The following is a 24,192-nucleotide window of genomic DNA, read 5'->3' on the forward strand; positions in this document are numbered from 1 at the left end:
CCCTCAGCGCAGCTCGCTGTTGCCCAACACCCGCACAGGCGAACCCTGCCGAGCCACCCGCAGCATCGCCCGACCGATCCCGTCGGTCGTGGTGACCTGGTTCGGCAGCAACCGACGCAGCAGCGGAAACAGCGGACGGGTGACCGCGTACCCGAACCGGTACCACCGCGTCTTCGACACCGCCCCGTACGTCGGCTGGATGAACCCCGGCCGCGCCGCGTAACCGTTGGGCAGCAGATCCATGATCGCGTTCTCGGCACGCCCCTTGACCCGCGCCCACATCACCCGACCCCGACCCGACGAATCGGTCCCCTGACCCGAGACGTAGACGAACGTGACCTGCGGGCTCACCTCCGCGAACAACCGCGCGGCCGCCATCGGGTAGTCGAAGCTGACCCGCGTGTACGCCGCCTCGTCCAGGCCCAACGAGGACACCCCCAGGCAGTAGAAACACGCGTCGACACCTGTCAACTCGGCCCGCACCGCGTCCAGCTCGCCCACGTCCGCGACCGTCAGCTCCCGCAGCTTCGGATCCTGCGCACCGGTCGGCCGCCGACCGACAGTCAGCACCTCCCGCACGTCATCGGCGAGCAGGCACTCGCGCAACACGCCCTGACCGACCATCCCGGTCGCACCGAAGACAACCACCCGCATATCAGACCCACCCCTGTCGTCAACCTCGCCACTCGCGTCCTCGCAGGCTCCCACGACGGCATGACCGCCGACGGCTGGGGAAAGCCCCGCCGACCGACACCACCAAGCCGGCAGGGGAGGACGAACATGCCGTTCATCACCGTTGGCACCGAGAACGACACCGCCATCGACATCTACTACGAGGACCACGGCTCCGGCCAGCCGGTCGTGCTCATCCACGGCTTCCCGTTCAACGGCGCCACCATGGAGAAGCTGGCCAACCCACTGCTGAACGCCGGCTACCGGGTGATCACCTACGATCGCCGGGGATTCGGCGCCTCCAGCCAAGCCGACACCGGGTACGACTACGACACCTTGTCCGCCGACCTCGACACCCTGATGACGGAGTTGGACCTGCGCGACACCATCCTCGCCGGTCACTCCATGGGCACCGGTGAGGTGACCCGCTACCTCAGCAGGTATGGCTCCGAGCGGGTCAGCCGAGGCGTGCTGCTCAGCCCACTGGCACCGTTCCTGCGCAAGACCTCGGACAACCCCGAGGGGGTCGACGGAAGCGTCTTCGACGGCTTCAAGCAGGCCATCGCGGCAGACCGCTTCGCCTACCTCACCGCCTTCTGCACCAGCTTCTTCAACTACGACCAGACCAAGGGCAAGCAGGTCAGCGAGGAAGCCTTCCAGGCGCACTGGGCCATCGGGCGGCTCGCCTCCGCCAATGCCACGTACCAGTGCATCGACGCCATCTCCACCGACTTCCGAGCCGACGTGCCCCGCATCGACGTGCCGATCCTCATCGTCCAGGGCGACCAGGACGCGGTGCTGCCCTACCCGGTCACCGGCCAGCGGCTCGCCCCGATGCTGCCCAACGGCAAGCTCGTCACCCTCAAGGGCGCCCCGCACGGCATCCCGTGGACGCACGCCGACGAGGTCAACAAGGCGATCATGGACTTCATCGGCGCGCCAGCCATGGCCCGCGCCTGAGCGCCAGCTCAGGACTTGGGGCCGACGTGCCGGTCCAGCGTGGCGACAGCGTCGCGCCGCGCCACCGACAGCGAGTTGCGTCGGTTCATCCGCCAAGCGACGCCGAGCAGGTCGAGGCTCCACTGGCAGAGCCCCATGATGTCCGCCGACTCATTGACGAACATGTAGCGCGGGTAGACGTACGCCTTGCCCCTCACTGTCACCCGGTTGGCGAACCGACAGCCGTCGGAGTGGAACAAGCCGCGCAGGAAGTCGCCCGGGTGGGCGGCAACGAGATCGCGCTGCCAGTCGGCCAGGACGATTGGTCGCTCGTGCTTCTTGCCGGGCCCATGCTGCGGGAACAGGCACGGCCAGTGCGTCCCACTGCTCTCGACCGAGACGCAGCCTTGCTTGGGGATCCTCTGCACACGCGCGGCGAGCACTGCGAGCATGGCTTCCTCACACGCGTCGATGAGATCCGGATAGCTCTCCGTGCAAGCGACCCGAAGCACCGGCACCTTCGGTGAGACGGCGAGATGACCGTCGCCCAGGTAGAGACCGAGCAGGTAGGCGTAGGCGGCGGGGTCGGTCGGATTCTCGACACCTTCGCGGCAGCGGAAACACCGCAGCTGCGTGCCCTGGAGCTTCGCCTCCGGCCGGTCGTTGCACCAGTGCCAGACCGTCCGATAGGGCAGACCGACAGCCCGAGCGGTGTCGGCGACAGAACCTCCCGCGAGGAAGAACTGTCGTGCACGGGCACGGATCTCAGGTGGATGCACGAGGTCATCCTCGAACATCCGTACGACATTAATTTGTGCCCTCGGTGGGATTCGAACCCACACTGTATGGAGTTTGAAGCCATTGCCTGCTGCCAGTTGGGCTACGAGGGCGCTTCCCTGATTCAGCCCTGACAGGATACCCACTACGCTGAAGGCGGTGACACCCGGCTGGGCGGGTGTCGGGTTCCGACTGGTGGGGGTAGGGCTGGTGGCTGAGACGCCGACGGATGCCGAGCGTAGGCGCGTACTGATCGCCGAGGACGAGGCGCTGATCCGGCTGGACCTCGCCGAGATGCTGGTCGAAGAGGGTTACGAGGTGGTGGGGGAGGCCGGTGACGGCGAGACAGCCGTCCGCCTCGCCGAGGAGTTGAAGCCCGACCTCGTCATCCTCGACATCAAGATGCCGATCATGGATGGGCTGGCCGCCGCCGAGCGCATCGCCGGTGCCCGGATCGCCCCGGTGATCATTCTGACCGCGTTCAGCCAGCGTGACCTGGTGGAGCGGGCGCGGGCGGCGGGCGCTATGGCGTACCTGGTGAAGCCCTTCCAGAAGAGCGACCTGGTCCCGGCGGTGGAGATTGCGCTGTCGCGTTACTCGGAGGTCGCGGCGCTGGAGGCGGAGGTCGCGAGCCTGACCGACCGCCTGGAGATCCGTAAGTCGGTGGAGCGCGCCAAGGGCGCGCTGATGACCACGTACGGGATGACCGAGCCGCAGGCGTTCAAGTGGATCCAGCGCACGGCGATGGACCACCGGATGACCATGAAAGAGGTCGCCGAGCGGATCCTCGCGGAGACCGCCGGCGGCGAGGTGTCGCAGCAGCCGACCGTCTGAGCGCTCCTGGTGACAACGGGCTGCGCCGGGCCACCGTGCGCGGGGTCTGGTGGTTAGCATCGACGGGTGTCCGTCCGACGGGTGATCGCGGTGTTCGGCCTCTTCGCGCTGCTGCTCGCGGGGTGCGACGGGTCGGCCGCGCCGAGCGGGGCGGGTTCGACGACGGCCGCCGCGCCGGCGCTGCGGCCGGGTTGGCAGCCGTTGACGCTTCCGGCGCCGCCGGGTGGCCCGGGCCGTCCCCTGCTGCGGGACGCGACGTCGTGCGCGGGTCGGTGGTTCGTGGTCGGTGGTGTCCTGGCCGCCGACGGTGGCACGCGTCCGGCCGGCTGGACCAGCGTGGACGGTACGACGTGGACGGTGCTGCCGGTGCGTCCGGATTCCTTTTACGGGCGGCAGAACGTGTTCCTGTCGGCGGCCTGCCGCGATGGTCAGGTGGCGTTGATCGGCGCGAAGGTCGGCGGTGCGCACGGTTATCCGCGGGTGAGCACGTGGCGGCAGGTGGCCGATGGCGCGCTGATCGAGGTGCAGGCGTCGTTCGAGACGTACGGCGGGCCGACGGCGGTGAACGTGTCCCGGTTGGCGGCCGGCCCGCAGGGTTGGTTGATCGTCGGTAACCGGTCGGCGGGTGCCGCGTCCTGGGTGGCGTCGCCGGCGGCGGCGGAGTTCGCGCTGGTCGAGGGCGCGCCGGAGCTGGCCAGTGACGCGGTGGGGGTGACCTGGGCGTTCGACGCGGTGGCGACGTCGTCGGGGTGGCTGGCGGTGGGTGGTTTGTTGCCGGCTGGCCGGATCGACCGCGATCCGGCGGTGTGGTCGTCGCCGGACGGGCGGTCGTGGCGGCGCACGGTGTTGCCGGGTGGGTCGGAGTACGAGGAGATGCAGCGGGTGGTGTTGGCCGACGGCGTGCCGGTGGCGGTCGGGCTGCGCGGGGGGACGTTCGGCGCGTGGCGCCAGGAGGCGGCGGGTTGGGTGGCCGTCGGGACGTTCGGGCGGCGGGCTGGGGCCGGGGTGCCGGGGGTGGGGTCGCTGGTGTCGTCCGGTGGCAGTCTGTTCGCCGCGGTGACGGATGGGGCTCGGAATTCGGTGTGGGTGTCGACCGACCGGGGTGGTTCGTGGCGGGAGGCGACGATGCCACTCGATGTGCCGGCGGGCGTTGACCGGGATGTGACGCTGGTGGCGGTGGGTGACCGGTGGTGGTTGGCGGCGGACGACGGCACCCGCGCCGGGTTGTGGTGGGCGGCCGGCGCGGGCACCTGATCGTCGATGGTGCGGTGACGCTTCCATCCGATGCGCGATCTGTGCGGACGTTTCCGCAGGTCAGTCGACTTTTTGTCAGGTGCGCGCGGTCCGGGTTGCTGCGGGTGGAGTGCGACCGGGCGTGGGTTTAAGGACCGTCTGGCGGGTTCACCTGTTACGGACATCGACATGATTGCCCACGTCTTCGTAACGGTTTCGCAGACCCAGCCTTCAGGCCTTCCGGGACGGTATGTCGTGTCGGTACGCTCCGCCATCACGAGCCGTAACGCAGGGGGAGTCCCTGCGAGGTGGGTGGAATTGCGGGTTTGCTGCTGTCGCCGTCGCTTCGGGTCAGTCGCGTCCGCATCTCGAGGAGGTCAGGAAGCCGTGAGGCGAAGCTATGTACGGGCGCTGGGTACCGTGGCGCTCGCCGCGACCCTGGTGGTTGCGGCTGGTTGCCAGGATTCCGGTGGCGGCGAAGGTGGGACCGCGTCGGGTGACTGCGGTGGCAAGATTGCGATCTTCGGTGCGTTCACGGGTGACAACGCGGGTCTGGTGATCCCGTCGCTGAACGGCGCGAACCTCGCCGTGGAGCAGTTCAACGCGGCGAACCCGAACTGCAAGGTCACCATGCAGCAGTTCGACACCCAGGGTGACCCTGCGGTGGCGACCCCGTTCGCGAACCAGATCGCGGGGGACAACTCGTTCCTCGGTGTCATCGGTGGTCACTTCTCCGGTGAGTCGGACGCGACGATGCCGATCTACCAGGCTGCCGGCCTGGCGATGGTCAGCCCGTCGGCGACCCGCACGGACCTGACCCAGAAGGGCAACACGTCCTTCTACCGGGTGGTCGGTAACGACGGCACGCAGGCCGGTGCCGTGGCCAGCTACCTGAAGACCCAGAACGCGCAGAAGGTCTTCATGGTCGATGACGCCAGCGCGTACGGCGCGGGCATCACCGATGAGCTGGGCAAGCAGCTCGGCCCGCTGGTCGTGAACAAGGACAAGATCCAGGAGCGGCAGACGCAGTTCGACGCCACCGTCTCCAAGATCAAGTCGTCGCAGGCCGACTTCGTCTTCTACGGCGGCTACACCCGTGAGGCTGCTCCGCTGGTGAAGCAGATGCGTGCCGCTGGCGTCAACGCCAAGTTCGTCGGCCCGGACGGTCTCTACGACACCGCGTTCCCGTCGGGTGCCTCCGGTGGCGCCGAGGGCGCGATCATCACCTGCCCGTGCCTCCCGGCCGACAAGGCTGGCGGCACCTTCTCCGCCGACTACCAGAAGAAGTTCGGCATCCCGCCGGGCTCCTACGGTGCGGAAGGCTTCGACGGCGCCACGATCTACCTGGACGCCTTCAAGGCTGGCAAGAAGACCCGGGCGGACATCCTGGCGTTCGTGAAGTCGTACGACAAGCAGGGTGTGTCGAAGTACATCAAGTTCGATGCCAAGGGTGACGTCGACCCGACGAAGGTTGTCATCTGGGCCTACCAGATCAAGGGCAACGCTATCGAGGCGCTGCAGGAGCTCAAGCTCAGCTGACGCCCACGAAATGGAGTGCGGCCGGGGTGTTTCACCCCGGCCGCTCTCGATTCAAGGAGACCCCCGGTGCATTTCGATGAACTGATCGGCCATCTCGGCCAGCACACGGTCGATGGCCTGTCCAAGGGCGCCATCTACGCCCTGATCGCCCTTGGTTACACCCTCGTTTACGGCGTCCTTCGTCTGATCAACTTTGCGCACTCCGAGGTGTTCATGGTCGGTACCTTCGCGGTGCTGATCCTGTGGACCCAGCTCGGGGTGCAAAATAACCCCCCTGTCGGCCAGGCGATCCTGTTCCTGGTGCTCGGTCTGGTCGTCGCGGCGGTCGCCTCGGGCGGTACGGCCCTGGCGCTCGAGCGCATCGCGTACCGGCCGTTGCGGCGCAAGAACGCACCGCCGCTGATCTTCCTGATCACCGCTATCGGCCTGTCGCTGGTCTTCGTGGAGCTCTTCGGGCAGGTGCTGCCGAAGCTGCTCGGTACGGTGCTGCCGGAGGCGTTCGGCCGGCCCCGGCAGATCGTCGGTATGCCGACGATCATTCAGCAGGAAACCCTGTTCACCATCGGCAACACCGCGATCACGAACATTCAGCTGATCGTCTTCGTGGCGGCCGTGGCGATGATGGCCCTGCTGGACTGGTTCATCAACCGCACCCGGTACGGCCGGGGCGTGCGAGCGGTGGCCCAGAACCCGGAGACCGCCGCGCTGATGGGCGTCAACCAGGAGCGCGTGATCATGCTGATCTTCGTGCTCGGTGGCATCATGGCCGGCGCCGCCGCGCTGTTGTGGAGCATGCGGTTCGGCTTCACCCAGAACAGCATCGGCTTCGTGCTCGGCCTGAAGGCGTTCACCGCCGCCGTGCTGGGTGGCATCGGCAACCTGCGCGGTGCTCTGCTGGGTGGTCTCTTCCTCGGCGTCGTCGAGGTCTACGGCGCCACGCTCTTCGCGTCCAACTGGGAGGACGTCATCGCCTTCGTGGTGCTGATCGTGGTGCTGATGTTCCGGCCCACCGGCCTGTTGGGTGAGTCGCTCGGGAGGGCCCGCGCATGATCGACAAGATTCGCTCCGCAGACCGCCGCCGGGTCGGCATCCTGACCTCGGTCGGCGACCGTTGGCGGGCCCTGCCGAAGTGGCAGAAGGCCATCGGTGTGGTGGCTCTGCTCGTCTTCCTCTACCACCTGCCGTACCTGGGCAAGCTGCCCGGCGGTCTCATGATCCCCGGTCTGAACAACCTGCGTACCGACTCGATCGAGGGCGGCAACAACTGGGCGGGCGTGCTCTTCGTCTGCGCCATCTACGTGCTGGTCGCCATCGGGCTGAACGTGGTGGTCGGTCTCGCCGGCCTGCTCGACCTGGGCTACATCGGCTTCTTCGCCATCGGGGCGTACAGCGTGGCGCTGTTCGGCTCGGTGAACTCGCCGGTGGTGAAGTGGATCCAGCAGGAGTTCAACCTGCCGCCGACCTGGGCGGTGACCTGGGGCATCTGCCTCCTGCTCGCGATCGTGCTGACGATGATCTCCGGTGTGCTGCTGGGTTGGCCGACGCTTCGGTTGCGCGGTGACTACCTGGCCATCGTGACGCTCGGCTTCGGTGAGATCATCCGCATCGTCGCCCGCAACGCCACAGGTGTCACCAACGGTCCGGTCGGTATCTCGGCCATTCCGGGTCCGGAGGGTCCGCCGTCGGCGGACAACAAGGTCTTCGGTCTGATCGACGCGAAGCCCTGGTACTGGCTGGCGATCACCTTCGTGCTGTTGATGGTGGTGCTGGTTCGCCGGCTGGAGCACAGCCGGGTCGGTCGCGCCTGGCTCGCGGTCCGTGAGGACGAGGACGCCGCCGCGGTGATGGGCGTGTACCCGTTCAAGTTCAAGCTGTGGGCGTTCGCCATGGGCGCGGCGCTCGGTGGCCTGTCGGGCTTCCTCTTCGGCAGCCGGAACGCGTTCATCGACCCGACCCAGTTCAACGCGAACCTCTCGATCCTCTTCGTCGCCATGGTCGTGGTCGGCGGGTCCGGCAACATGATCGGCGTCTCGCTCGGCGCGGTCCTGCTGGCGTACCTGCCGGAGCGGTTCCGCGACTTCGCCGACTACCGGTGGCTGGTCTTCGGGCTGGCCATGGTGCTGGTGATGATCCTGCGTCCGCAGGGCCTGATCCCGAGCCGGCGGCGGGCCCGCGAGTTGAAGGACCGCGCGGCAGAGGCAGAGGAGGCGCCCGCTCATGTCTGACCAGACCACCAGCACGTCCGCGCCGAAGATCCCGGCCCAGCCGGGGCCCCGGTCGGTACTGCTCGAAGTCGACGATGTCACGCTCCGCTTCGGTGGCGTGGTCGCCCTCGACAAGATCAATTTCCAGATCTACGAGGGCGAGATCCTCGGTCTCATCGGTCCCAACGGTGCCGGCAAGACCACCAGCTTCAACGTGATGACCGGGGTCTACAAGCCGACCTCCGGAGCGGTCCGGTTCCGCGGCCAGAAGGTGACCGGCCGTAAGCCGCACCAGATCAGCCAGTTGGGCATCTCCCGGACGTTCCAGAACATCCGTCTCTTCCCGGAGATGACGGCGCTGGAGAACGTCATGGTCGGCACCGACTCCCGGCACAAGACCAGCGTGCCCGGGGCGCTCTTCCGGCTGCCTCGGCGCAAGCCGAAGCCGCACGAGTTGCCGCAGGTCACCGCCGCGTCCGGGATCGTCCGGAACTGGCAGCAGGTGCGCCGGACGTTCGCCAAGACGTTCGGGTTGTCCCGGCACATCCTCGAGGAGCGGGCCGCCGAGGCCAAGGCGCTCGAGCTGTTGCGCTTCGTCGGGATCGCCGACCGGGCCAACGACGAGGCGCGCAACCTGCCGTACGGCTACCAGCGTCGGTTGGAGATCGCCCGCGCGTTGGCCACCGAGCCGAAGCTGATCTGCCTGGACGAGCCGGCCGCCGGCTTCAACCCGGCGGAGAAGGAGGAACTCCTCACCCTGATCCGCAACATCCGTGACATGGGGCTGACCGTGCTGCTCATCGAGCACGACATGCGGCTGGTCATGGGTGTCACCGACCGGATCGTGGTGCTGGAGTTCGGCCGCAAGATCGCCGAGGGTGCGCCCGCGGAGGTCAGCCGCGATCCGAGGGTGATCGCCGCGTACCTGGGGGAGCCCGCAGATGACGCTGCTTGAGCTGGAGAACGTCGCCGTCGCGTACGGCCGGATCGAGGCGCTGCACGGCATCAGCCTCACCGTCAACGAGGGTGAGGTGGTGGCCCTGATCGGCGCGAACGGCGCCGGTAAGACCACCACCATGCGGGCCATCTCCGGGACCCGGTCGCTGGCCGAGGGCAAGATCACGTTCAACGGCGAGGACATCAGCAGGCTCCGGGCCGACCTGCGGGTGGTCCGGGGGCTGTGTCAGTCGCCCGAGGGTCGCCAGATCTTCCCGGGTATGACGGTCATGGAGAACCTGGACATGGGGGCGTACACCCGGCGGGACTCCGCCGGCATCGCCGCCGACCTGGAACGGGTGCTGACCCTCTTCCCGCGGTTGGCCGAACGGCGCAAGCAGGCCGGTGGCACCCTGTCCGGCGGCGAGCAGCAGATGCTCGCTGTCGGTCGGGCGCTGATGAGCCGGCCGAAGCTGCTGCTGCTCGACGAGCCGTCGATGGGGCTGGCCCCTCTGGTGATCCGGCAGATCTTCGACATCATCACCGAGATCAACCAGCAGGGCACCACGATCCTGCTGGTCGAGCAGAACGCCCAGCAGGCGCTGTCGCGGGCACACCGCGGTTACGTGCTGGAGACCGGCCGGATCGTGAAGGAGGGGTCCGGTCAGGACCTGCTGCACGATCCGTCGGTCAAGGAGGCGTACCTCGGCGTGGCCTGAGCCACCCAGTTCGGCGGCCGGTCATCCCCTCGCGGGGGTGGCCGGCCGTCGGCGTTCGGCCCGGCGTCGCGGCACCCCGTGCCGAGCGCCAGGGATGTCGGTGCGACGGACTAGAGTCGCTGCCGTGACAGCTACGACACCGCGCCTGCTTCTCGTCGACGGACATTCCATGGCATACCGGGCGTTCTTCGCTCTGCCTGTGGAAAACTTCTCCACCACGACGGGTCAGCCGACCAACGCGGTGTACGGCTTCACCTCGATGCTGATCAACGTGCTGCGCGACGAGCAGCCCACCCACATCGTCGTGGCATTCGACGTCTCCCGCCACTCCTTCCGCACCGACAGGTACGCGGAATACAAGGCCGGCCGCAGTGAGACCCCGACCGACTTCAAGGGCCAGGTCAGCCTGGTCAAGGAGGTCCTGGCGGCGCTGCAGATCCCGGTGGTGGAGAAGGAGGGCTTCGAGGCCGACGACGTCATCGCCACGCTCGCCTGCCAGGCCCGCGACCAGGGCATGTCGGTGCTGATCAGCAGCGGTGACCGAGACGCGTTCCAGTTGGTCGACGACCAGATCACCGTCCTCTACCCGCGCAAGGGCGTCTCCGACCTGGCCCGGATGGACCCGGCGGCGATCGAGGCGAAGTACGGCGTTCCGCCACAGCAGTACCGGGACCTCGCCGCGCTCGTCGGTGAGACCAGTGACAACCTGCCCGGCATTCCGGGCGTCGGCCCGAAGACCGCCGCCAAGTGGATCACCACGTACGGCGGGGTCGACGGCGTGATCGCCCGGGCCGACGAGATCAAGGGCAAGGCCGGCGACAGCCTGCGGGAGCGGCTCGCCGACGTGATCCGCAACTACGAGATCAACCGGCTCGTCTCCGACCTGGAGCTGCCGCTGCGCCCGGAGGAGACCCGCTGGACGGGTTGGGACCGGGAGGCGGTGCACCAGGTCTTCGACACCCTGGAGTTCCGCATCCTGCGCGACCGTCTCTACCAGTACCTGGAGGCTGTCGAGCCGGAGGCCGAGTCCGGCTTCGACCTCACCGGCGAGGTGCTCACCGAGCCCGGCGCGCTGGCCGGGTGGCTGACCACGCACGTCCCGACCGGCACCCCGGTCGGGTTGGCGGTCAAGCTCGACACCGGCCCCAACCGCCGGCACACCGCCTCCATCACCGGTCTCGCGCTGGCCACCGCCGGCGGCGCGGCGGCCTGGGTCGACCCGGCAGGTCTCGACGCGACCGACGAGGGCGCCCTGGCCAGCTGGTTGGCCGACGCGCAGCGCCCCAAGGTGCTGCACGACAGCAAGCCCGCCGTGCTGGCCTGCGCCGCGCACGGCTGGCACCTCGCCGGCATCGTCCGGGACACCCAGATCGCCGCGTACCTGGCCCGCCCCGACCAGCGGTCCTACGACCTGACCGACCTGGCGCTGCGCTACCTGCACCGGGAGCTGCGGGTGGACGTCCCCGAGTCCGGCCAGCTCACCCTCGACGGCCTCGGTGACGAAGGGGTGGTCGAGCAGAACCTCATGCTCCAGGCCCGGGCCACCCTCGACCTGGCCGACGCGATCGACGCCGAGCTGTCCCGCGACGGCGAGCAGTCCGCCCGGCTGATGGCCGGCGTGGAGCTGCCGTTGATGCGGGTGCTGGCCACCATGGAGAGCACCGGCATCGCCGCCGACACCGACTATCTGTCCGAGTTGGAGGCCCACTTCGCCGCCGAGGTGAAGGCCGCCGCTCAGGGCGCGTACGAAGCGGTGGGTCGGGAGTTCAACCTCGGCTCGCCCAAGCAGTTGCAGGAGATCCTCTTCACCGAGCTGGGTCTGCCGAAGACCAAGAAGATCAAGACGGGCTACACCACCGACGCCGACGCCCTCCAGTGGCTCTACGCGCAGCAGCCGCACCCGGTGCTGGCCCACCTGCTGCGTCACCGGGACGTGGCCAAGCTCAAGTCGACAGTCGACGGGCTGCTCAAGTCGGTTTCCGACGACGGTCGGATCCACACCACCTTCAACCAGACCGTGGCGGCCACCGGTCGACTCTCCTCCACCGAGCCCAACCTGCAGAACATCCCGATCCGCACGGAGGAGGGCCGGCGGATCCGGCGGGCCTTCGTGGTGGGAGACGGCTACGAGTCCCTGCTCACCGCCGACTACAGCCAGATCGAGATGCGCATCATGGCGCACCTCAGCTCGGACGACGCGCTGATCGAAGCGTTCAACTCCGGCGCCGACTTCCACGCCGCCACCGCCTCGTCGGTCTTCGGGGTGCCGCTCGACGAGGTCACCCCCGACCAGCGCCGCAAGATCAAGGCCATGAACTACGGCCTGGCGTACGGGCTCAGCGCCTTCGGCCTGTCCCAGCAGCTCAACATCAGCACCGAAGAGGCGCGCGGTCTGATGGAGAACTACTTCGCCGGCTTCGGTGGGGTGCGCGACTACCTGCAGCAGGTGGTCGCCCGGGCCCGCCAGGACGGCTACACCTCCACCATCCTCGGTCGCCGCCGCTACCTGCCCGACCTGGTCAGCGACAACCGGCAGCGCCGCGACATCGCCGAACGGATGGCGCTCAACGCCCCCATTCAGGGCTCCGCCGCCGACATCATCAAGGTGGCGATGCTGCACGTCGACACCGCGCTGGGCGAGGCCGGGCTGCGCTCGCGGATGCTGTTGCAGGTGCACGACGAGTTGGTCTTCGAGGTCGCCCCCGGTGAGCGGGAGGCCCTGGAGGCCCTCGTCCGGCGGGAGATGGGCGGGGCTCACCCGTTGTCAGTGCCGCTGGAGGTGTCCGTCGGTCTGGGCCGCGACTGGAACAGCGCCGATCACTGATGTGGCTGCGGTGTGGGGGTTCCGGGGCAGCCCGACCCACTCCGGGCGGTCAGGCTTGATCCCTGCGTGGGTCGGGCTGCCCCGGAACCCCTGACCGGGTCGCGCCCGTTGGCGTGGTGGGTGTCGGCCAGGTCAAGCGGGCCCCTGCCGGCGCGCGTCGTTCCAAGATCTGCGCAACACCGGGGAAAGTGCTGGGTCGTGGCACCTCGAGGGACCACCTTCACCGACGTTGCGCGGATCTTGCGGCCGGATGGCCGGCTACTTCATGGGGTCGTGGCCCCAGTTCATGAGGGACCAGCGCCACTTGGTGTCGCGGACGCTGCCGGAGGGGCGCTGCGCCATGTGCCGGCGTACGTAGCCGACGACCTTGCGCATGTGCTTGTAGTCGCCCTCGGACAGGTCACCGCGCTTGCGGCGGAGCAGGTTGATGATCTTCCGTCCGGATTCGTGCCCGACGGACTCCCCACCACCAGCACGACCGCCCTTGTGCCAGCCGACCTGCTTCGACTCGTCGGTCTCCAGCCACGTGGACAGCTCACCGGGCTTCATGTTCACCGCTTCGGTGAACTCCCGGTAGGTGTCCCGGCCGTCGTCACCTCTGCTCATGACGCAGCGCCTCGGGGCGGTGGGCCACCTCGCGGCCCGTGCCGTCACTGCGGACCCGGTACTGCGGGTCGTCGGGGGCGGCGTTCACGGCCCGCCCGCGGATCCGCGTCCGCTCGGTGATCGTCCCCCGCACCACGCCGTACGCGCGGCTGCCGTGGGCCGACCAGGAGACATGGTCGCCCTTGTGGAATCGCTGTTCGGCCATGGTCCTCGGCTACCCGTGGCGGCCACTGCGAAACGACTACGGGGTGATCTCGGCGACCGGCAGCTTGATCTCGAACGGCTCGGTCAGCTCGATCACGTCGGCACCGTCGGCGACCAGCTCGTACTGCCGCTCACCGCCCGGCCCCACCCGGTCGCCGATCCGGTACGCGTACACGTGCACCGGGTCCTGCTCGATCCGCCAGTAGAACGGGATGCCGGCGGCGGCGTACTCACAGGGTTTCGCGAAACGGTCGACCCGTCGCGTTCCGGGCGAAACGATCTCCACGGCGAGCACGACTTCGTGCGGCCGTAGCCAGGACCGGTCGGACGGCACGTCGGCGCGGCACAACAGGACATCCGGGCGTCGGCTGGTGTGGTGATCGAGCTCGACTGCGACGGCCTGGGTGGCCCGGATCTCCGCCGGCGCGTGGCTTCGCCACCACCTCCAGAGCAGGCCTGAGATGTCCTGGTGACCGAGGGTCGGGAAGGGCATCACCCGGACGGCTCCGTCGACCATTTCGACACGCGGGCAGTCGTCGTCCGGCAGGTTCTGCAGGTCCGCGACCTGATAGTCGGCGCGCTGTTGTCGTGCCGGGTCCGGACGCCAGCGGTCCGGCGGTGTCGGGTTCGGCCATGCGCTCACCAGCGGACCGTAGCGTCCGTGGCGTGCGGGGCCGTCGCACTGAGCGTGCGGCGCTCAGGCGGTGGGCTTCTCGGTGACGAAGATGGCGGTGCCGGGAAAGAGCCGTCCGCGCAGCGGGCTCCACTGCCCCCAGATCCCCTCGTGCCCCTCCGGCCACTCCGGCTCCACCAGGTCCAGCAGCCGGAACCCGGCGCCGACCAGCTCGCGGATCCGGTCGCCGAGGGTGCGGTGCTGCTCGACGTAGGTGGCCACGCCGGTCTCGTCCTGCTCCACGTAGGGGGAACGGTCGAAGTACGAGTGCACGGCCGTCAGGCCGCCCTCGCCGGGGTCGTCGAGGAAGATCCACCGCATCGGGTGGGTCACCGAGAACACCCACCGGCCGCCCGGGCGCAGCACCCGGTGCACCTCGGCGAGCAGCGCCGCCGAGTCGTCCACGAACGGGATCGCGCCGAACGCGGTGCAGGCGACGTCGAACGACCGGTCGGCGAACGGCAGCGCGAGCGCGTCGGCCTGCACCAGCGGTACGCGTACCCCGGTGCGCTCGGCGGCCTCGGCGGCGTGCCGCAACATGCCGGCGGACAGGTCGAAGGCGACCGGCCGGGCGCCCTGGGTGGCGAGCCAGCGGGCGGCGGCCGCGGCGCCGGCGCCGACCTCCAGCACCCGCCGTCCCGCCACGTCGCCGAGCAGCCGGGCGTCGGCCTCGCGCAGGCCCTCCGGGCACCACACGAAGTCCACGTCGCCGAGGAACGCGCCGTGTTCGGCCTGGTAGTCGTCGGCGTCGGTGTCCCACCAGCCGCGGTTGGCGCGCCGGGCCTCGGCGTCACCGACCCGGCGCCGGGTAACCCGGCTGTCGTCATCCACGCGCTCACGCTAGGCCCCACCCACCCCATTGGGTGCGGCGGCGCGTCCAGGATCTGCGCGGCCGCTCGCCGAGCGGCCGGAGGGGCTGCTGTGACGCAGGAGACAGCAGGGGTGTTTTCCGGGCGATTGTTCGGCTTTCGCAGGTCATCGCACGAAGAGAACCCGGGAGGGCTTGCACGCTGTGGTAATGCGCACGGTAGGCTAGACGATGCGCTCGCGGATCGCGTTGCCTCGGCAGGGAGCAGGTGCGCGGTCGACGGAGCCACATCATGATCTCACTAGGCGATCGTTCGGTGTGCCCGGCGACGGATCCGCTGGCGCGAACAGGTCACTGCGACACACCAGCCTGCTGTGACAACCCACCGACCGGAGCAACCGCCCACATGACGAGCAGCATCGAGGCCCCCTCGAGCGCCACCCGGGTCACCCACGACGATCTCGGTTCCGAGGAGGCATTCCTCGCCGCGATCGACGAGACCATCAAGTACTTCAACGACGGCGACATTGTCGAAGGCACCGTCGTCAAGGTCGATCGGGACGAGGTCCTGCTCGACATCGGCTACAAGACCGAGGGTGTCATCCCCTCTCGGGAGTTGTCGATCAAGCACGACGTGGACCCCGCCGAGGTTGTGACGGTTGGCGACCACATCGAGGCCCTGGTCCTCCAGAAGGAGGACAAGGAGGGTCGTCTGATCCTCTCCAAGAAGCGGGCACAGTACGAGCGGGCCTGGGGCACGATCGAGAAGATCAAGGACGAGGACGGCGTCGTCCGCGGTTCGGTCATCGAGGTGGTCAAGGGCGGCCTCATCCTCGACATCGGGCTGCGCGGCTTCCTGCCCGCGTCCCTGGTCGAGATGCGTCGTGTGCGCGACCTGCAGCCGTACGTCGGGCGGGAGCTCGAGGCCAAGATCATCGAGCTGGACAAGAACCGCAACAACGTGGTCCTGTCCCGCCGGGCCTGGCTGGAGCAGACGCAGTCCGAGGTGCGCACCGAGTTCCTCAACAAGCTGCAGAAGGGCCAGGTCCGCAAGGGCGTCGTGTCCTCGATCGTCAACTTCGGCGCCTTCGTGGACCTCGGCGGCGTCGACGGTCTGGTGCACGTCTCCGAGCTGTCCTGGAAGCACATCGACCACCCGTCCGAGGTCGTCGAGGTGGGCCAGGAGGTCGAGGTCGAGGTCCTGGACGTCGACCTGGACCGCGAGCGGGTCTCGCTGTCGCTGAAGGCGACCCAGGAAGACCCGTGGCGGCAGTTCGCCCGCACCCACGCGATCCAGCAGATCGTGCCGGGTAAGGTCACCAAGCTGGTTCCGTTCGGTGCGTTCGTCCGCGTGGACGACGGCATCGAGGGCCTGGTCCACATCTCCGAGCTGGCCGAGCGCCACGTGGAGATCCCGGAGCAGGTCGTCCAGGTTGGCTCCGAGGTCATGGTCAAGGTCATCGACATCGACCTGGAGCGTCGCCGGATCTCGCTGTCGCTCAAGCAGGCCAACGAGGGCTTCGTCGAGGGCGAGGAGCACTTCGACCCGACCCTCTACGGCATGGCCGCGACGTACGACACCGAGGGCAACTACATCTACCCGGAGGGCTTCGACCCCGAGACGGGCGAGTGGCTCGAGGGGTACGACAAGCAGCGCGAGACCTGGGAGAACCAGTACGCCGAGGCTCGTGTGCGCTGGGAGGCCCACACCAAGCAGGTGCAGACCTCTCGGGCTGCCGACGCCGAGGCTGCTGCCAACCCGACTCCGGTCGTTCCGGCCGCAGCCGGTGGCGGTGGCGGTGGCACCACCTCCTCGTCCAGCCCGGCCCCGAGCCGGCAGGCCGAGGAGCCGGCCGGCACGCTGGCCACCGACGAGGCGCTCGCCGCACTGCGGGAGAAGCTCGCCGGCGGTAAGTGACCCGCTGAACGACGACGGGCCCCGTCCCCGCGATCTCCGGATCGCTGGGGGCGGGGCCCTCGCCTTGCCCCGGGCAGGGTGCGCCGGCGGCTGGGTGTGCCGGCGGCTGGGTGCTGTGGCCGGCGCGGCATGCGCGGCTGGTGCGGACCGCCAAGATCGCGCTCGATCCATGATGTAGGGGCCTCCCGGGCACCGCACACCACTACATCCCGGATCGAGCACGATCTTGCGGGGCGCGGGGCGCGGGGCGCGGGGCGCGGGAAACGGGCACGGGCGCGGGAAACGGGCGCGGGCGCGGGGCGGGACCGTGAGCGGGGCCGGCGCCGGGTGCCAGGCGCCGGGACGGGAGTGGTCGCGGCCGGGGTGGGTTGGGAGGTCACCGGGCCGTGGGTGGGTTTGGCGGCGGGCTTGTCGATCCGGTTGACTGTTCGGGTGCTGAGGGTGGGGTTGACCGGCGGAATCGGGTCAGGCAAGAGCGCGGTGGCAGCGCGGTTCGTCGAGCGGGGCGCGGTGCTCATTGACGCCGACCGGGTGGCCCGGGAGGTGGTGGCCCCGGGTACGGACGGGCTGGCCGAGATCGTCGCCGCCTTCTCCGACGCGGTGCTGGACGCCGACGGCGCCCTGGACCGTGCCGCACTGGGAGCTGTGGTGTTCGCCGACGAGACCGCCCGCCGTCGACTGGAGGCGATCACCCACCCCCGGGTCCGGGCCCGCACCGCGGAGTTGGCCGCTGCGGCGGCACCCGACGCGTTAGTCGTCAACGACGTGCCGCTGCTGGTCGAGGTGGGTCTCGCTCCGACGTACCACCTGGTGGTCGTGGTGCAGACGGCAGTGTCGACCCGACTGGAGCGGCTGGCGCGCGACCGGGGGATGGGTCGCGCGGAGGCTGAGCGGAGGATCGCCGCCCAGGCCGACGACGCCCGCCGCCGGGCGGCGGCGGACGTGGTGCTGACCAACGACGGGAGTCTGGCGGCGCTGCACGACGCCGTCGACCGGCTCTGGAAGCAGCGGTTGGTGCCCTACGAGGACAATCTGCGCCAGCGGCGGGTGGTTGCGCCGGATGCGGCCGAGTTGGCCGGGGCCGACGCGAGTTGGCCGGAGCAGTACGCGCGGCTGGCCGCCCGGATCCAGCACGCGCTCGGCTCGGATGCCCTACGGATCGATCACATCGGGTCCACCGCGGTGCCCGGCCTGGCCGCCCAGAACGTCATCGACGTGCAGGTGGCGGTCGCCAGCCTCGCCGACGCCGACGGGCCGTTGGCCGATCGGCTGGCGAGCGCCGGGTTCCCGCGGGTGCCGGGGCAGTGGTGGGACGACCCGCGCCCGGCCGGCCGGGGCCGGTGGGAGAAGCGCCTGCACGGCAGTGCGGACCCGGCCCGGCCGGTTCGTCTGCACGTGCGGCTGACGGATTCGCCGGGCTGGCGGTACGCGTTGCTGATGCGCGACCACCTGCGTGCCGACCCGGATCAGCGGGCCGCTTACCTGGTGCTCAAGCGGGACCTGGTCGACGCGGCGCCGGAGGCCGGCGATTCGGGCACGGCCCGGAACCCGTGGTTCGACGAGGAGTACCTGCGCGCCGAGCAGTGGGCCGGGCAGACCGGCTGGCGCCCCTGAGGGTGCCGGTCAGCGGGGACCGGGCCGAGGGGCTGAAGACCGACGGGTCGACGGTCGAGGGGCGGCGGGCCGAGGGTTGGCGGCCAGTCGGGGCACGACGGCGGGCTGGAGATCCAGGTGCGCCCACGCCCCGGCGTCGGTCCGCATTTCGAGCCGGCGGAGCGACCCGTCCCGGTCGAGCCAGTACCGCAGCCGGGCGTCGGCCGGACCCGACTCGATCACGTCCACGGTCCGTCCGGCGGTGAAGTCCTCGCGTACCCGCACGGCCGCGCCGCGCTGCCCGATCGACCCGGCGGCGATTGCGGCGTCGACCAGCATGCTCAGGTCGTCCAGGCCGGGCCGGGAAACCCGCCAGCCGCCGGCCGGGGGCGGCAGCGGCGGCCGGGCCGGCGCTTCCGCGGTCCCGCCGCCGGCATCGACCGCCGGCAGGTCCGCCCGGGCCAGACCGGCGGCGTCGCGTCGCAGCAGGGTCCGGCGATCCGGTACGCCCAGGTCGGCGACCGCGAGGTACGCGGTACGCGCGGTCCAGCTCAACCAGCCGGCGCCCCGCAGGTTCGTGTCGGTCCCCGTCGGCGCGGTCAGCGTCACAGTGGCGCCGCCCTGGTTGCGGAGCCGGGCCGGCAGCCGGTCGAGCCGACGCTGCTCGGCGTCGGTCAGCGCGCGGGGCAGACCGGGGCGACCGCCGAGTGCGTCCACCGGTCGTAGTGTCGGTCGGTCCGCCCGGTTGAAGATCATCGTGACCGGGCCGGCGCCGGGCAGTCGGGTCACCAGTTTGTGCAGCCGGGCGTCCTGGTCGAGCCAGTACCGGGTCGGTCCGTCCGGGGCGGGCGTCGCGGCGCCGGGGGTGCCGATGGCCGTGCTGGCGGTTGGCGCGCCGCTGGGCAGTGGTGCCTGTATGACGTCCAGGGGGCCGGCCGGCACGGTCTCCCGGGCGATCCAGCGCGCCCCGTCGGAGGGTGTCGTCCGGGTCGTGGTGTCCGGGCGGTCAGCGGCGAGGTCGAGGAGCAGGTCGAGCACCGGTGCCAGGTGCGCCCCGGGCGCCAGTCGGTGCAGCCGCCACCGATCCGCCGGGGGCATCAGCGGTGGGGCCGCGGGGGTGGGCACCGCCGCCGGATCGGGCCGGATCACCAGCACCGGACCGCTTCTCTGCAACAGTCCGCGTTCGGCACCCGCGCCCGGCCCGCCCACGTCGAGGTAGAGCAGCGACCGGGACCAGTCCACCCAGCCCACCAGTTCGATGCGGGCGGCGCCGGCGCCGGCTGTGACCCGTACGCCGGCGCGCAGGTCCCGCAGGTTGGTGACCCGCGTGGCGGCCAGCCGCTTGCCCTCCGCCAGTGTCAGCGGCCGGGCCGGCTCGGGCGGGTCGGGCGCCCAGCTCAACAGCCCGAGCACCAGGGCCGTCGCGGACGTCACCGCCGTCAGGCCGAGCAGCAGCACCGTACGCCGACGTCGCCCGGCCGAGGGCGGGCCGGCGGTGTCGGCGGCCTCGGCGGTGTCGGCGGTGTCCGGGGTGTCGTCGCGGCGGGCGGTCTCGCGGTTCCGCTCGGCGGCGGCCCGGCGTGTGTCGTCGGTCGTGCGGCCGGCGGTGGCCCGGCGCGAGCCGCCGCCGGACCGGTTGGCCGTGGGCCTACCTCCGGTGTCGCCGGGGGTCCGGCTGGCCGCCGAGGCGCTGCCGGCTGGGCCGGTGCGGTGCCGCCCGGTGCTCGGGTCGTCCGGCCGGGGGGTGGCGGTGCGGGCGGTGTCGGGCGCCGGGGTCGGGGAGGTGTCCACGGAGATGAAACGGGCGGGGAGGCACCGGGGTGACGAGCAGGGGCGCTCGCGGCGGCCGGTCTGCGCCTCGAGCGCGACCACACGGGTGCGCACGCCGGACGAGCCGGGTGCTGCGACCGCAGTGCCGGGGGCGACCGGCCGTGATGTTGGCCTGGCCACCGGCCCGGTCGGCCGCCGCGAGCGGCCTACATGAAGAGGGTAGTCCCGGTGACATGGGCCACACAATGGGAATATTGAAGCCGATCACGTACCTGGCGTGACGGCCGTTCCTGTCGGACCTCCGGCGTACCGTTGATGGCATGGCGCTCGACATTCCCCGGCTGGACAGCCGCTTCCAGGTCGTCAGTGACTTCCAGCCGGCCGGCGACCAACCGGCGGCCATCGATGACCTTGAGCGTCGGGTTCGGCGCGGCGACCGCAACACCGTTCTGCTCGGCGCGACCGGCACCGGCAAGAGCGCCACCACGGCGTGGCTGATCGAGCGGCTGCAACGCCCCACCCTGGTGCTCGCCCCGAACAAGACGCTCTGCGCGCAGCTGGCCAAGGAGTTCAGCGAGCTGCTGCCGCACAACGCTGTCGAATACTTCGTCTCGTACTACGACTACTACCAGCCCGAGGCCTACATCCCGCAGACCGACACCTACATCGAGAAGGATTCCTCGATCAACGAGGAGGTGGAGCGGCTGCGGCACTCGGCGACGATGTCGCTGCTCACCCGCCGCGACGTGATCGTGGTGGCGACCGTCTCGGCGATCTACGGCCTGGGCACCCCGGAGGAGTACCTCAACCGGGCGGTGAAGGTGCAGATCGGGCAGGAGCTCGACCGCGACCAGTTGCTGCGCCGGCTGGTCGACATTCAGTACACCCGCAACGACATGGCCTTCCAGCGGGGCACCTTCCGGGTCCGCGGCGACACGCTGGAGATCATCCCGGCGTACGAGGAGCTGGCGATCCGCATCGAGCTGTTCGGTGACGAGGTGGAGAAGCTCTACTACCTCAACCCGCTGACCGGTGACGTGGTCCGCGAGGTCGACCAGCTGGTGATCTTCCCGGCCACCCACTACGCGGCCGGTCCGGAGCGGATGGAACGGGCGATCCGCGACATCGAGGTGGAGCTGGCCGAGCGCCTCGCCGAGCTGGAGCGGCAGGGCAAGCTGCTGGAGGCGCAGCGGCTGCGGATGCGCACCACCTACGACATCGAGATGATGCGGCAGGTGGGCTTCTGCTCCGGCATCGAGAACTACTCGATGCACATGGACGGGCGGTTGCCCGGCAGCCCGCCGCACGCCCTGCTCGACTACTTCCCCGACGACTTCCTCACTGTGGTCGACGAGTCGCACGTGACCATCCCGCAGATCGGCGGCATGTACGAGGGCGACGCGTCCCGCAAGCGGATGCTCATCGACCACGGCTTCCGGCTGCCCAGCGCGGCCGACAACCGGCCGCTGCGCTTCGACGAGTTCCTGGAGCGGGTCGGCCAGCTGGTCTACCTCTCCGCGACCCCCGGCACCTGGGAGATGGAGCAGGCCCAGGGCGAGTTCGTCGAGCAGGTGATCCGACCCACCGGTCTGGTCGACCCGGAGGTCGTGATCAAGCCGACCAAGGGTCAGATCGACGACCTGATGCACGAGATCAAGCTGCGGACCGACCGGGACGAGCGGGTGCTGGTCACCACGCTGACCAAGAAGATGGCCGAGGACCTGTCCGACTACCTCCTGGAGAACGGCATCCGGGTGCGCTACCTGCACTCGGAGGTCGACACGTTGCGCCGGGTGGAGCTGCTGCGCGAGCTGCGCAAGGGCGACTACGACGTGCTCGTCGGCATCAACCTGCTCCGCGAGGGTCTGGACCTGCCCGAGGTGTCGCTGGTGGCGATTCTCGACGCCGACAAGGAGGGCTTCCTGCGCAGCGGCCGATCGCTGATCCAGACCATCGGGCGGGCCGCCCGTAACGTCTCCGGTCAGGTGCACATGTACGCCGACAAGATCACCCCGTCGATGGCGGCGGCGATCGACGAGACCGATCGGCGTCGGGCCAAGCAGATCGCGCACAACGAGGCGCACGGCATCAGCCCGGAGCCGCTGCGTAAGAAGATCCACGACATCCTGGACGACATCTACCGCGAGGCGGAGGACACCGAGAACTCCCGGGTCGGCGGTGCGGTGCGTCAGCTGTCCCGAGGCAAGGCGCCGGTCAAGGAGACCCGTAGCCGGAGCCGGTCCGCCGCGACCACCACCTCACGGGAGGGGATGGCCCGCGCCGACCTCGCCCAGCTCATCCAGGAGCTCAACGACCAGATGTTGGCCGCCGCCCGCGAGCTTCAGTTCGAGTTGGCGGCCCGGATCCGCGACGAGGTCTCCGACCTGAAGAAGGAGCTGCGCGGCATGGACGCCGCCGGCGTGAAGTGACGGCCACCCGGTCGGCCCCGCCCAGAGCCCCGCTCGGGCCCGGCCGACCGGGGCACGCGAAGGGCGGGCACTGTTGACGGCGGTGGCGCCGATCGGCGAGATGGTCCTCGGGCTGCCCGACGCCGGCCTGCGTCAGTTCGTCGACAGGTACGTGGGCTACCGGGAACGGGCGGACGTGCCACTGGTCCGCCGGGAGTCGGCGGGCGTCTTCGTGGTGCTGATCCTGGGCTGGGGCGCTCCGCTGGACGTGACCGACCCGCGCAGCGCGCAGCGCGGCGTCACCGCTGTCGACTCGTTCGTGGCCGGCACCTTCGACAGTTGGTGCACCACGCGCACTGTGGGTGTGGGGGAGGGCGTCGAGTTGCTGCTCGCCCCCCTGACCGCCCGCCGGCTGCTCGGTCTGCCGCTGAGCGAGCTGACCAATCGGGCCGTCGGCGTCGGGCAACTCCCGGGCCGTTGGCTGGATCGGCTGCGCGGCCGGCTCGCCGAGGCCCCCGGCTGGCCGGAGCGGTTCGCCCTGCTCGACCGGGTGCTCACCGCCCGGCTGGCGGCGTCCCCGCCGGTGGACCCGCGGCTGGACTGGGCGTGGCGGTGGCTGGCCGCCGGCGGCGGGCGGGGGAGCGTCGGTGCGCTCGGCGACGAGCTGGGCTGGAGCCGACGGCACCTCGCGTCCCGGTTCCGGCAGGAGGTCGGGCTGCCGCCCAAGATGGCCGCCCGGCTGCTGCGTTTTCAGCGGGCTTCCGCCGCGTCGACCCAGGTCGGGGTGGACGGGCGAGCAGTCGACTGGGCCGCCGTCGCGGCGGGCTGCGGCTACTACGACCAGTCCCACCTGATCCGGGACTTCCACCAGTTCGCGGGCGCCACGCCGGCCGCGCTGCTCGCCGGCCGGTGACGACGGCCGGCTGACCCGCGGGCGGGTCGGGGCTCCGCCGAGGTCACATTCGTCCAATCCGGATTAGTGTCGCCGGCCGCAGAATCGGTTCATGCGAACCATCTATCCGATCTTCCGTTATCCCGATCCCCGGGCCGCGATCGACTGGCTCGGCGTCGCCTTCGGTTTCCGGGCGCATGCCGTGCACGAGGCGCCGGACGGCACCGTCGCGCACGCCGAGCTGGTCCTCGACACCGGCATGATCATGTTGGGTGGTCGGGCCGACGCGGCGCCTCGGCCGGCCGACGACGCCTGGTCGGTCTACGTGGCCGTACCGGACGTCGACGCGCACTGCGCCCAGGCCCGCGCGGCCGGCGCCGAGATCGTCCGCGAGCCGTTCGACACCGACTACGGCTCCCGTGACTACGCCGCCCGCGATCTGGCCGGCAACGTCTGGTCCTTCGGCACCTACCGACCCTGAGCCCAGCCGCGCCGAGCGGGGACTCGCGGCCCGCCGGAACCAGCCTTCGCCGCCTTCAACCGCTCCTGAGCTGCGGAAACGGTGTGTGCGGGCCGGCCGGGTCGGTCTGCGGCGCTGAATGCCCTGATTGCGGTGCGCGAGCGAGCTATTGCACTGGGTGAT

General features: G+C 70.1%; 20 protein-coding genes, 1 tRNA gene and 1 pseudogene. 14 read left to right on the forward strand and 8 right to left on the reverse strand.

The window, feature by feature from the left end:
* Positions 1-3: 3 nt before the first annotated feature.
* Positions 4-654, reverse strand: coding sequence for an NAD-dependent epimerase/dehydratase family protein (locus tag NIE79_RS21270; protein ID WP_238680220.1), 651 nt, complete (start codon positions 652-654; stop codon positions 4-6).
* A gap of 126 nt (positions 655-780) precedes the next feature.
* Here NIE79_RS21270 and NIE79_RS21275 point away from each other — a divergent pair, with 126 nt between their 5' ends.
* Positions 781-1,632, forward strand: a complete 852-nt coding sequence (locus NIE79_RS21275) for an alpha/beta fold hydrolase (protein WP_238680221.1) — start codon at positions 781-783, stop codon at positions 1,630-1,632.
* A gap of 8 nt (positions 1,633-1,640) precedes the next feature.
* Here NIE79_RS21275 and NIE79_RS21280 read toward each other — a convergent pair whose 3' ends face one another.
* Together NIE79_RS21280 and NIE79_RS21285 are read right to left on the reverse strand one after the other, a co-directional pair.
* The gene (locus NIE79_RS21280; RefSeq protein ID WP_238680222.1) at positions 1,641-2,408 is read right to left on the reverse strand and encodes a helix-turn-helix domain-containing protein; all 768 of its coding nucleotides are present in this window, start codon (positions 2,406-2,408) and stop codon (positions 1,641-1,643) included.
* Positions 2,409-2,426: 18 nt separating this feature from the next.
* A tRNA-Leu gene (locus tag NIE79_RS21285) sits at positions 2,427-2,501 on the reverse strand.
* A 97-nt stretch (positions 2,502-2,598) separates the two neighbouring features.
* Between NIE79_RS21285 and NIE79_RS21290 the strand changes: the two genes are divergently transcribed.
* The 8 genes from NIE79_RS21290 (at position 2,599) to polA (ending at position 12,677) form a co-directional block, all read left to right on the forward strand.
* Positions 2,599-3,222, forward strand: coding sequence for an ANTAR domain-containing response regulator (locus NIE79_RS21290; protein ID WP_238680276.1), 624 nt, complete (start codon positions 2,599-2,601; stop codon positions 3,220-3,222).
* Between the two features lie 66 nt (positions 3,223-3,288).
* Positions 3,289-4,476, forward strand: coding sequence for a hypothetical protein (locus NIE79_RS21295; RefSeq protein ID WP_238680223.1), 1,188 nt, complete (start codon positions 3,289-3,291; stop codon positions 4,474-4,476).
* 366 nt (positions 4,477-4,842) lie between these two features.
* The gene (locus NIE79_RS21300) at positions 4,843-5,994 is read left to right on the forward strand and encodes a branched-chain amino acid ABC transporter substrate-binding protein (protein WP_238680224.1); all 1,152 of its coding nucleotides are present in this window, start codon (positions 4,843-4,845) and stop codon (positions 5,992-5,994) included.
* 66 nt (positions 5,995-6,060) lie between these two features.
* Entirely contained in the window at positions 6,061-7,044 is a 984-nt protein-coding gene (locus NIE79_RS21305) for a branched-chain amino acid ABC transporter permease (protein ID WP_238680225.1), read from the forward strand.
* The gene (locus NIE79_RS21310) at positions 7,041-8,219 is read left to right on the forward strand and encodes a branched-chain amino acid ABC transporter permease (RefSeq protein WP_238680226.1); all 1,179 of its coding nucleotides are present in this window, start codon (positions 7,041-7,043) and stop codon (positions 8,217-8,219) included. Before NIE79_RS21305 ends, NIE79_RS21310 begins: the two co-directional genes overlap by 4 nt.
* Positions 8,212-9,153, forward strand: coding sequence for an ABC transporter ATP-binding protein (locus NIE79_RS21315; protein WP_238680227.1), 942 nt, complete (start codon positions 8,212-8,214; stop codon positions 9,151-9,153). The genes NIE79_RS21310 and NIE79_RS21315 overlap by 8 nt, the downstream gene beginning before the upstream one ends.
* Positions 9,140-9,853 (forward strand): ABC transporter ATP-binding protein, encoded by a 714-nt coding sequence (locus NIE79_RS21320; protein WP_238680228.1) that lies wholly within the window; start codon positions 9,140-9,142, stop codon positions 9,851-9,853. Before NIE79_RS21315 ends, NIE79_RS21320 begins: the two co-directional genes overlap by 14 nt.
* A gap of 124 nt (positions 9,854-9,977) precedes the next feature.
* Complete coding sequence (polA, locus tag NIE79_RS21325; RefSeq protein WP_238680229.1) at positions 9,978-12,677, forward strand: DNA polymerase I; 2,700 nt, start codon at positions 9,978-9,980, stop codon at positions 12,675-12,677.
* 261 nt (positions 12,678-12,938) lie between these two features.
* Here the strand turns inward: polA and NIE79_RS21330 are convergent.
* The 4 genes and pseudogenes from NIE79_RS21330 to NIE79_RS21345 all read right to left on the reverse strand — a co-directional run.
* Positions 12,939-13,283 (reverse strand): annotated as a pseudogene (locus tag NIE79_RS21330) (DUF3140 domain-containing protein); the annotation flags it as partial.
* Positions 13,270-13,488, reverse strand: a complete 219-nt coding sequence (locus NIE79_RS21335) for a hypervirulence associated TUDOR domain-containing protein (protein ID WP_238680230.1) — start codon at positions 13,486-13,488, stop codon at positions 13,270-13,272. The gene NIE79_RS21335 and the pseudogene NIE79_RS21330, both read right to left, overlap by 14 nt.
* Positions 13,489-13,524: 36 nt before the next feature.
* The gene (locus tag NIE79_RS21340) at positions 13,525-14,130 is read right to left on the reverse strand and encodes a Uma2 family endonuclease (protein WP_238680231.1); all 606 of its coding nucleotides are present in this window, start codon (positions 14,128-14,130) and stop codon (positions 13,525-13,527) included.
* Between the two features lie 54 nt (positions 14,131-14,184).
* Positions 14,185-14,991: a class I SAM-dependent methyltransferase gene (locus NIE79_RS21345; protein WP_238680232.1), complete on the reverse strand. Its 807-nt coding sequence runs from the start codon at positions 14,989-14,991 to the stop codon at positions 14,185-14,187.
* Positions 14,992-15,374: 383 nt separating this feature from the next.
* Between NIE79_RS21345 and rpsA the strand changes: the two genes are divergently transcribed.
* Together rpsA and coaE are read left to right on the forward strand one after the other, a co-directional pair.
* Positions 15,375-16,886 carry a 30S ribosomal protein S1 gene (gene rpsA / locus NIE79_RS21350; protein ID WP_238680233.1) on the forward strand — a complete coding sequence of 504 codons (1,512 nt, stop codon included), beginning with the start codon at positions 15,375-15,377 and terminating at the stop codon, positions 16,884-16,886.
* Positions 16,887-17,318: 432 nt separating this feature from the next.
* Positions 17,319-18,500 carry a dephospho-CoA kinase gene (coaE, locus tag NIE79_RS21355; protein ID WP_238680234.1) on the forward strand — a complete coding sequence of 394 codons (1,182 nt, stop codon included), beginning with the start codon at positions 17,319-17,321 and terminating at the stop codon, positions 18,498-18,500.
* A gap of 9 nt (positions 18,501-18,509) precedes the next feature.
* Here coaE and NIE79_RS21360 read toward each other — a convergent pair whose 3' ends face one another.
* Positions 18,510-20,363, reverse strand: a complete 1,854-nt coding sequence (locus tag NIE79_RS21360; RefSeq protein ID WP_238680235.1) for a hypothetical protein — start codon at positions 20,361-20,363, stop codon at positions 18,510-18,512.
* A 206-nt stretch (positions 20,364-20,569) separates the two neighbouring features.
* On the opposite strand from NIE79_RS21360, the gene uvrB reads away from it, so the two are divergent.
* From uvrB to NIE79_RS21375, 3 genes are all read left to right on the forward strand, one after another.
* Positions 20,570-22,678 carry an excinuclease ABC subunit UvrB gene (gene uvrB, locus NIE79_RS21365; protein ID WP_238680236.1) on the forward strand — a complete coding sequence of 703 codons (2,109 nt, stop codon included), beginning with the start codon at positions 20,570-20,572 and terminating at the stop codon, positions 22,676-22,678.
* Positions 22,679-22,760: 82 nt separating this feature from the next.
* Entirely contained in the window at positions 22,761-23,570 is an 810-nt protein-coding gene (locus NIE79_RS21370) for a helix-turn-helix domain-containing protein (RefSeq protein ID WP_238680277.1), read from the forward strand.
* Between the two features lie 91 nt (positions 23,571-23,661).
* A complete protein-coding gene (locus NIE79_RS21375; protein WP_238680237.1) occupies positions 23,662-24,030 on the forward strand; it encodes a VOC family protein in 369 nt (122 codons plus the stop codon).
* The last annotated feature ends 162 nt before the right edge of the window (positions 24,031-24,192 follow it).

This window comes from Micromonospora trifolii, assembly GCF_022229005.1.
GTDB lineage: Bacteria > Actinomycetota > Actinomycetes > Mycobacteriales > Micromonosporaceae > Micromonospora > Micromonospora trifolii.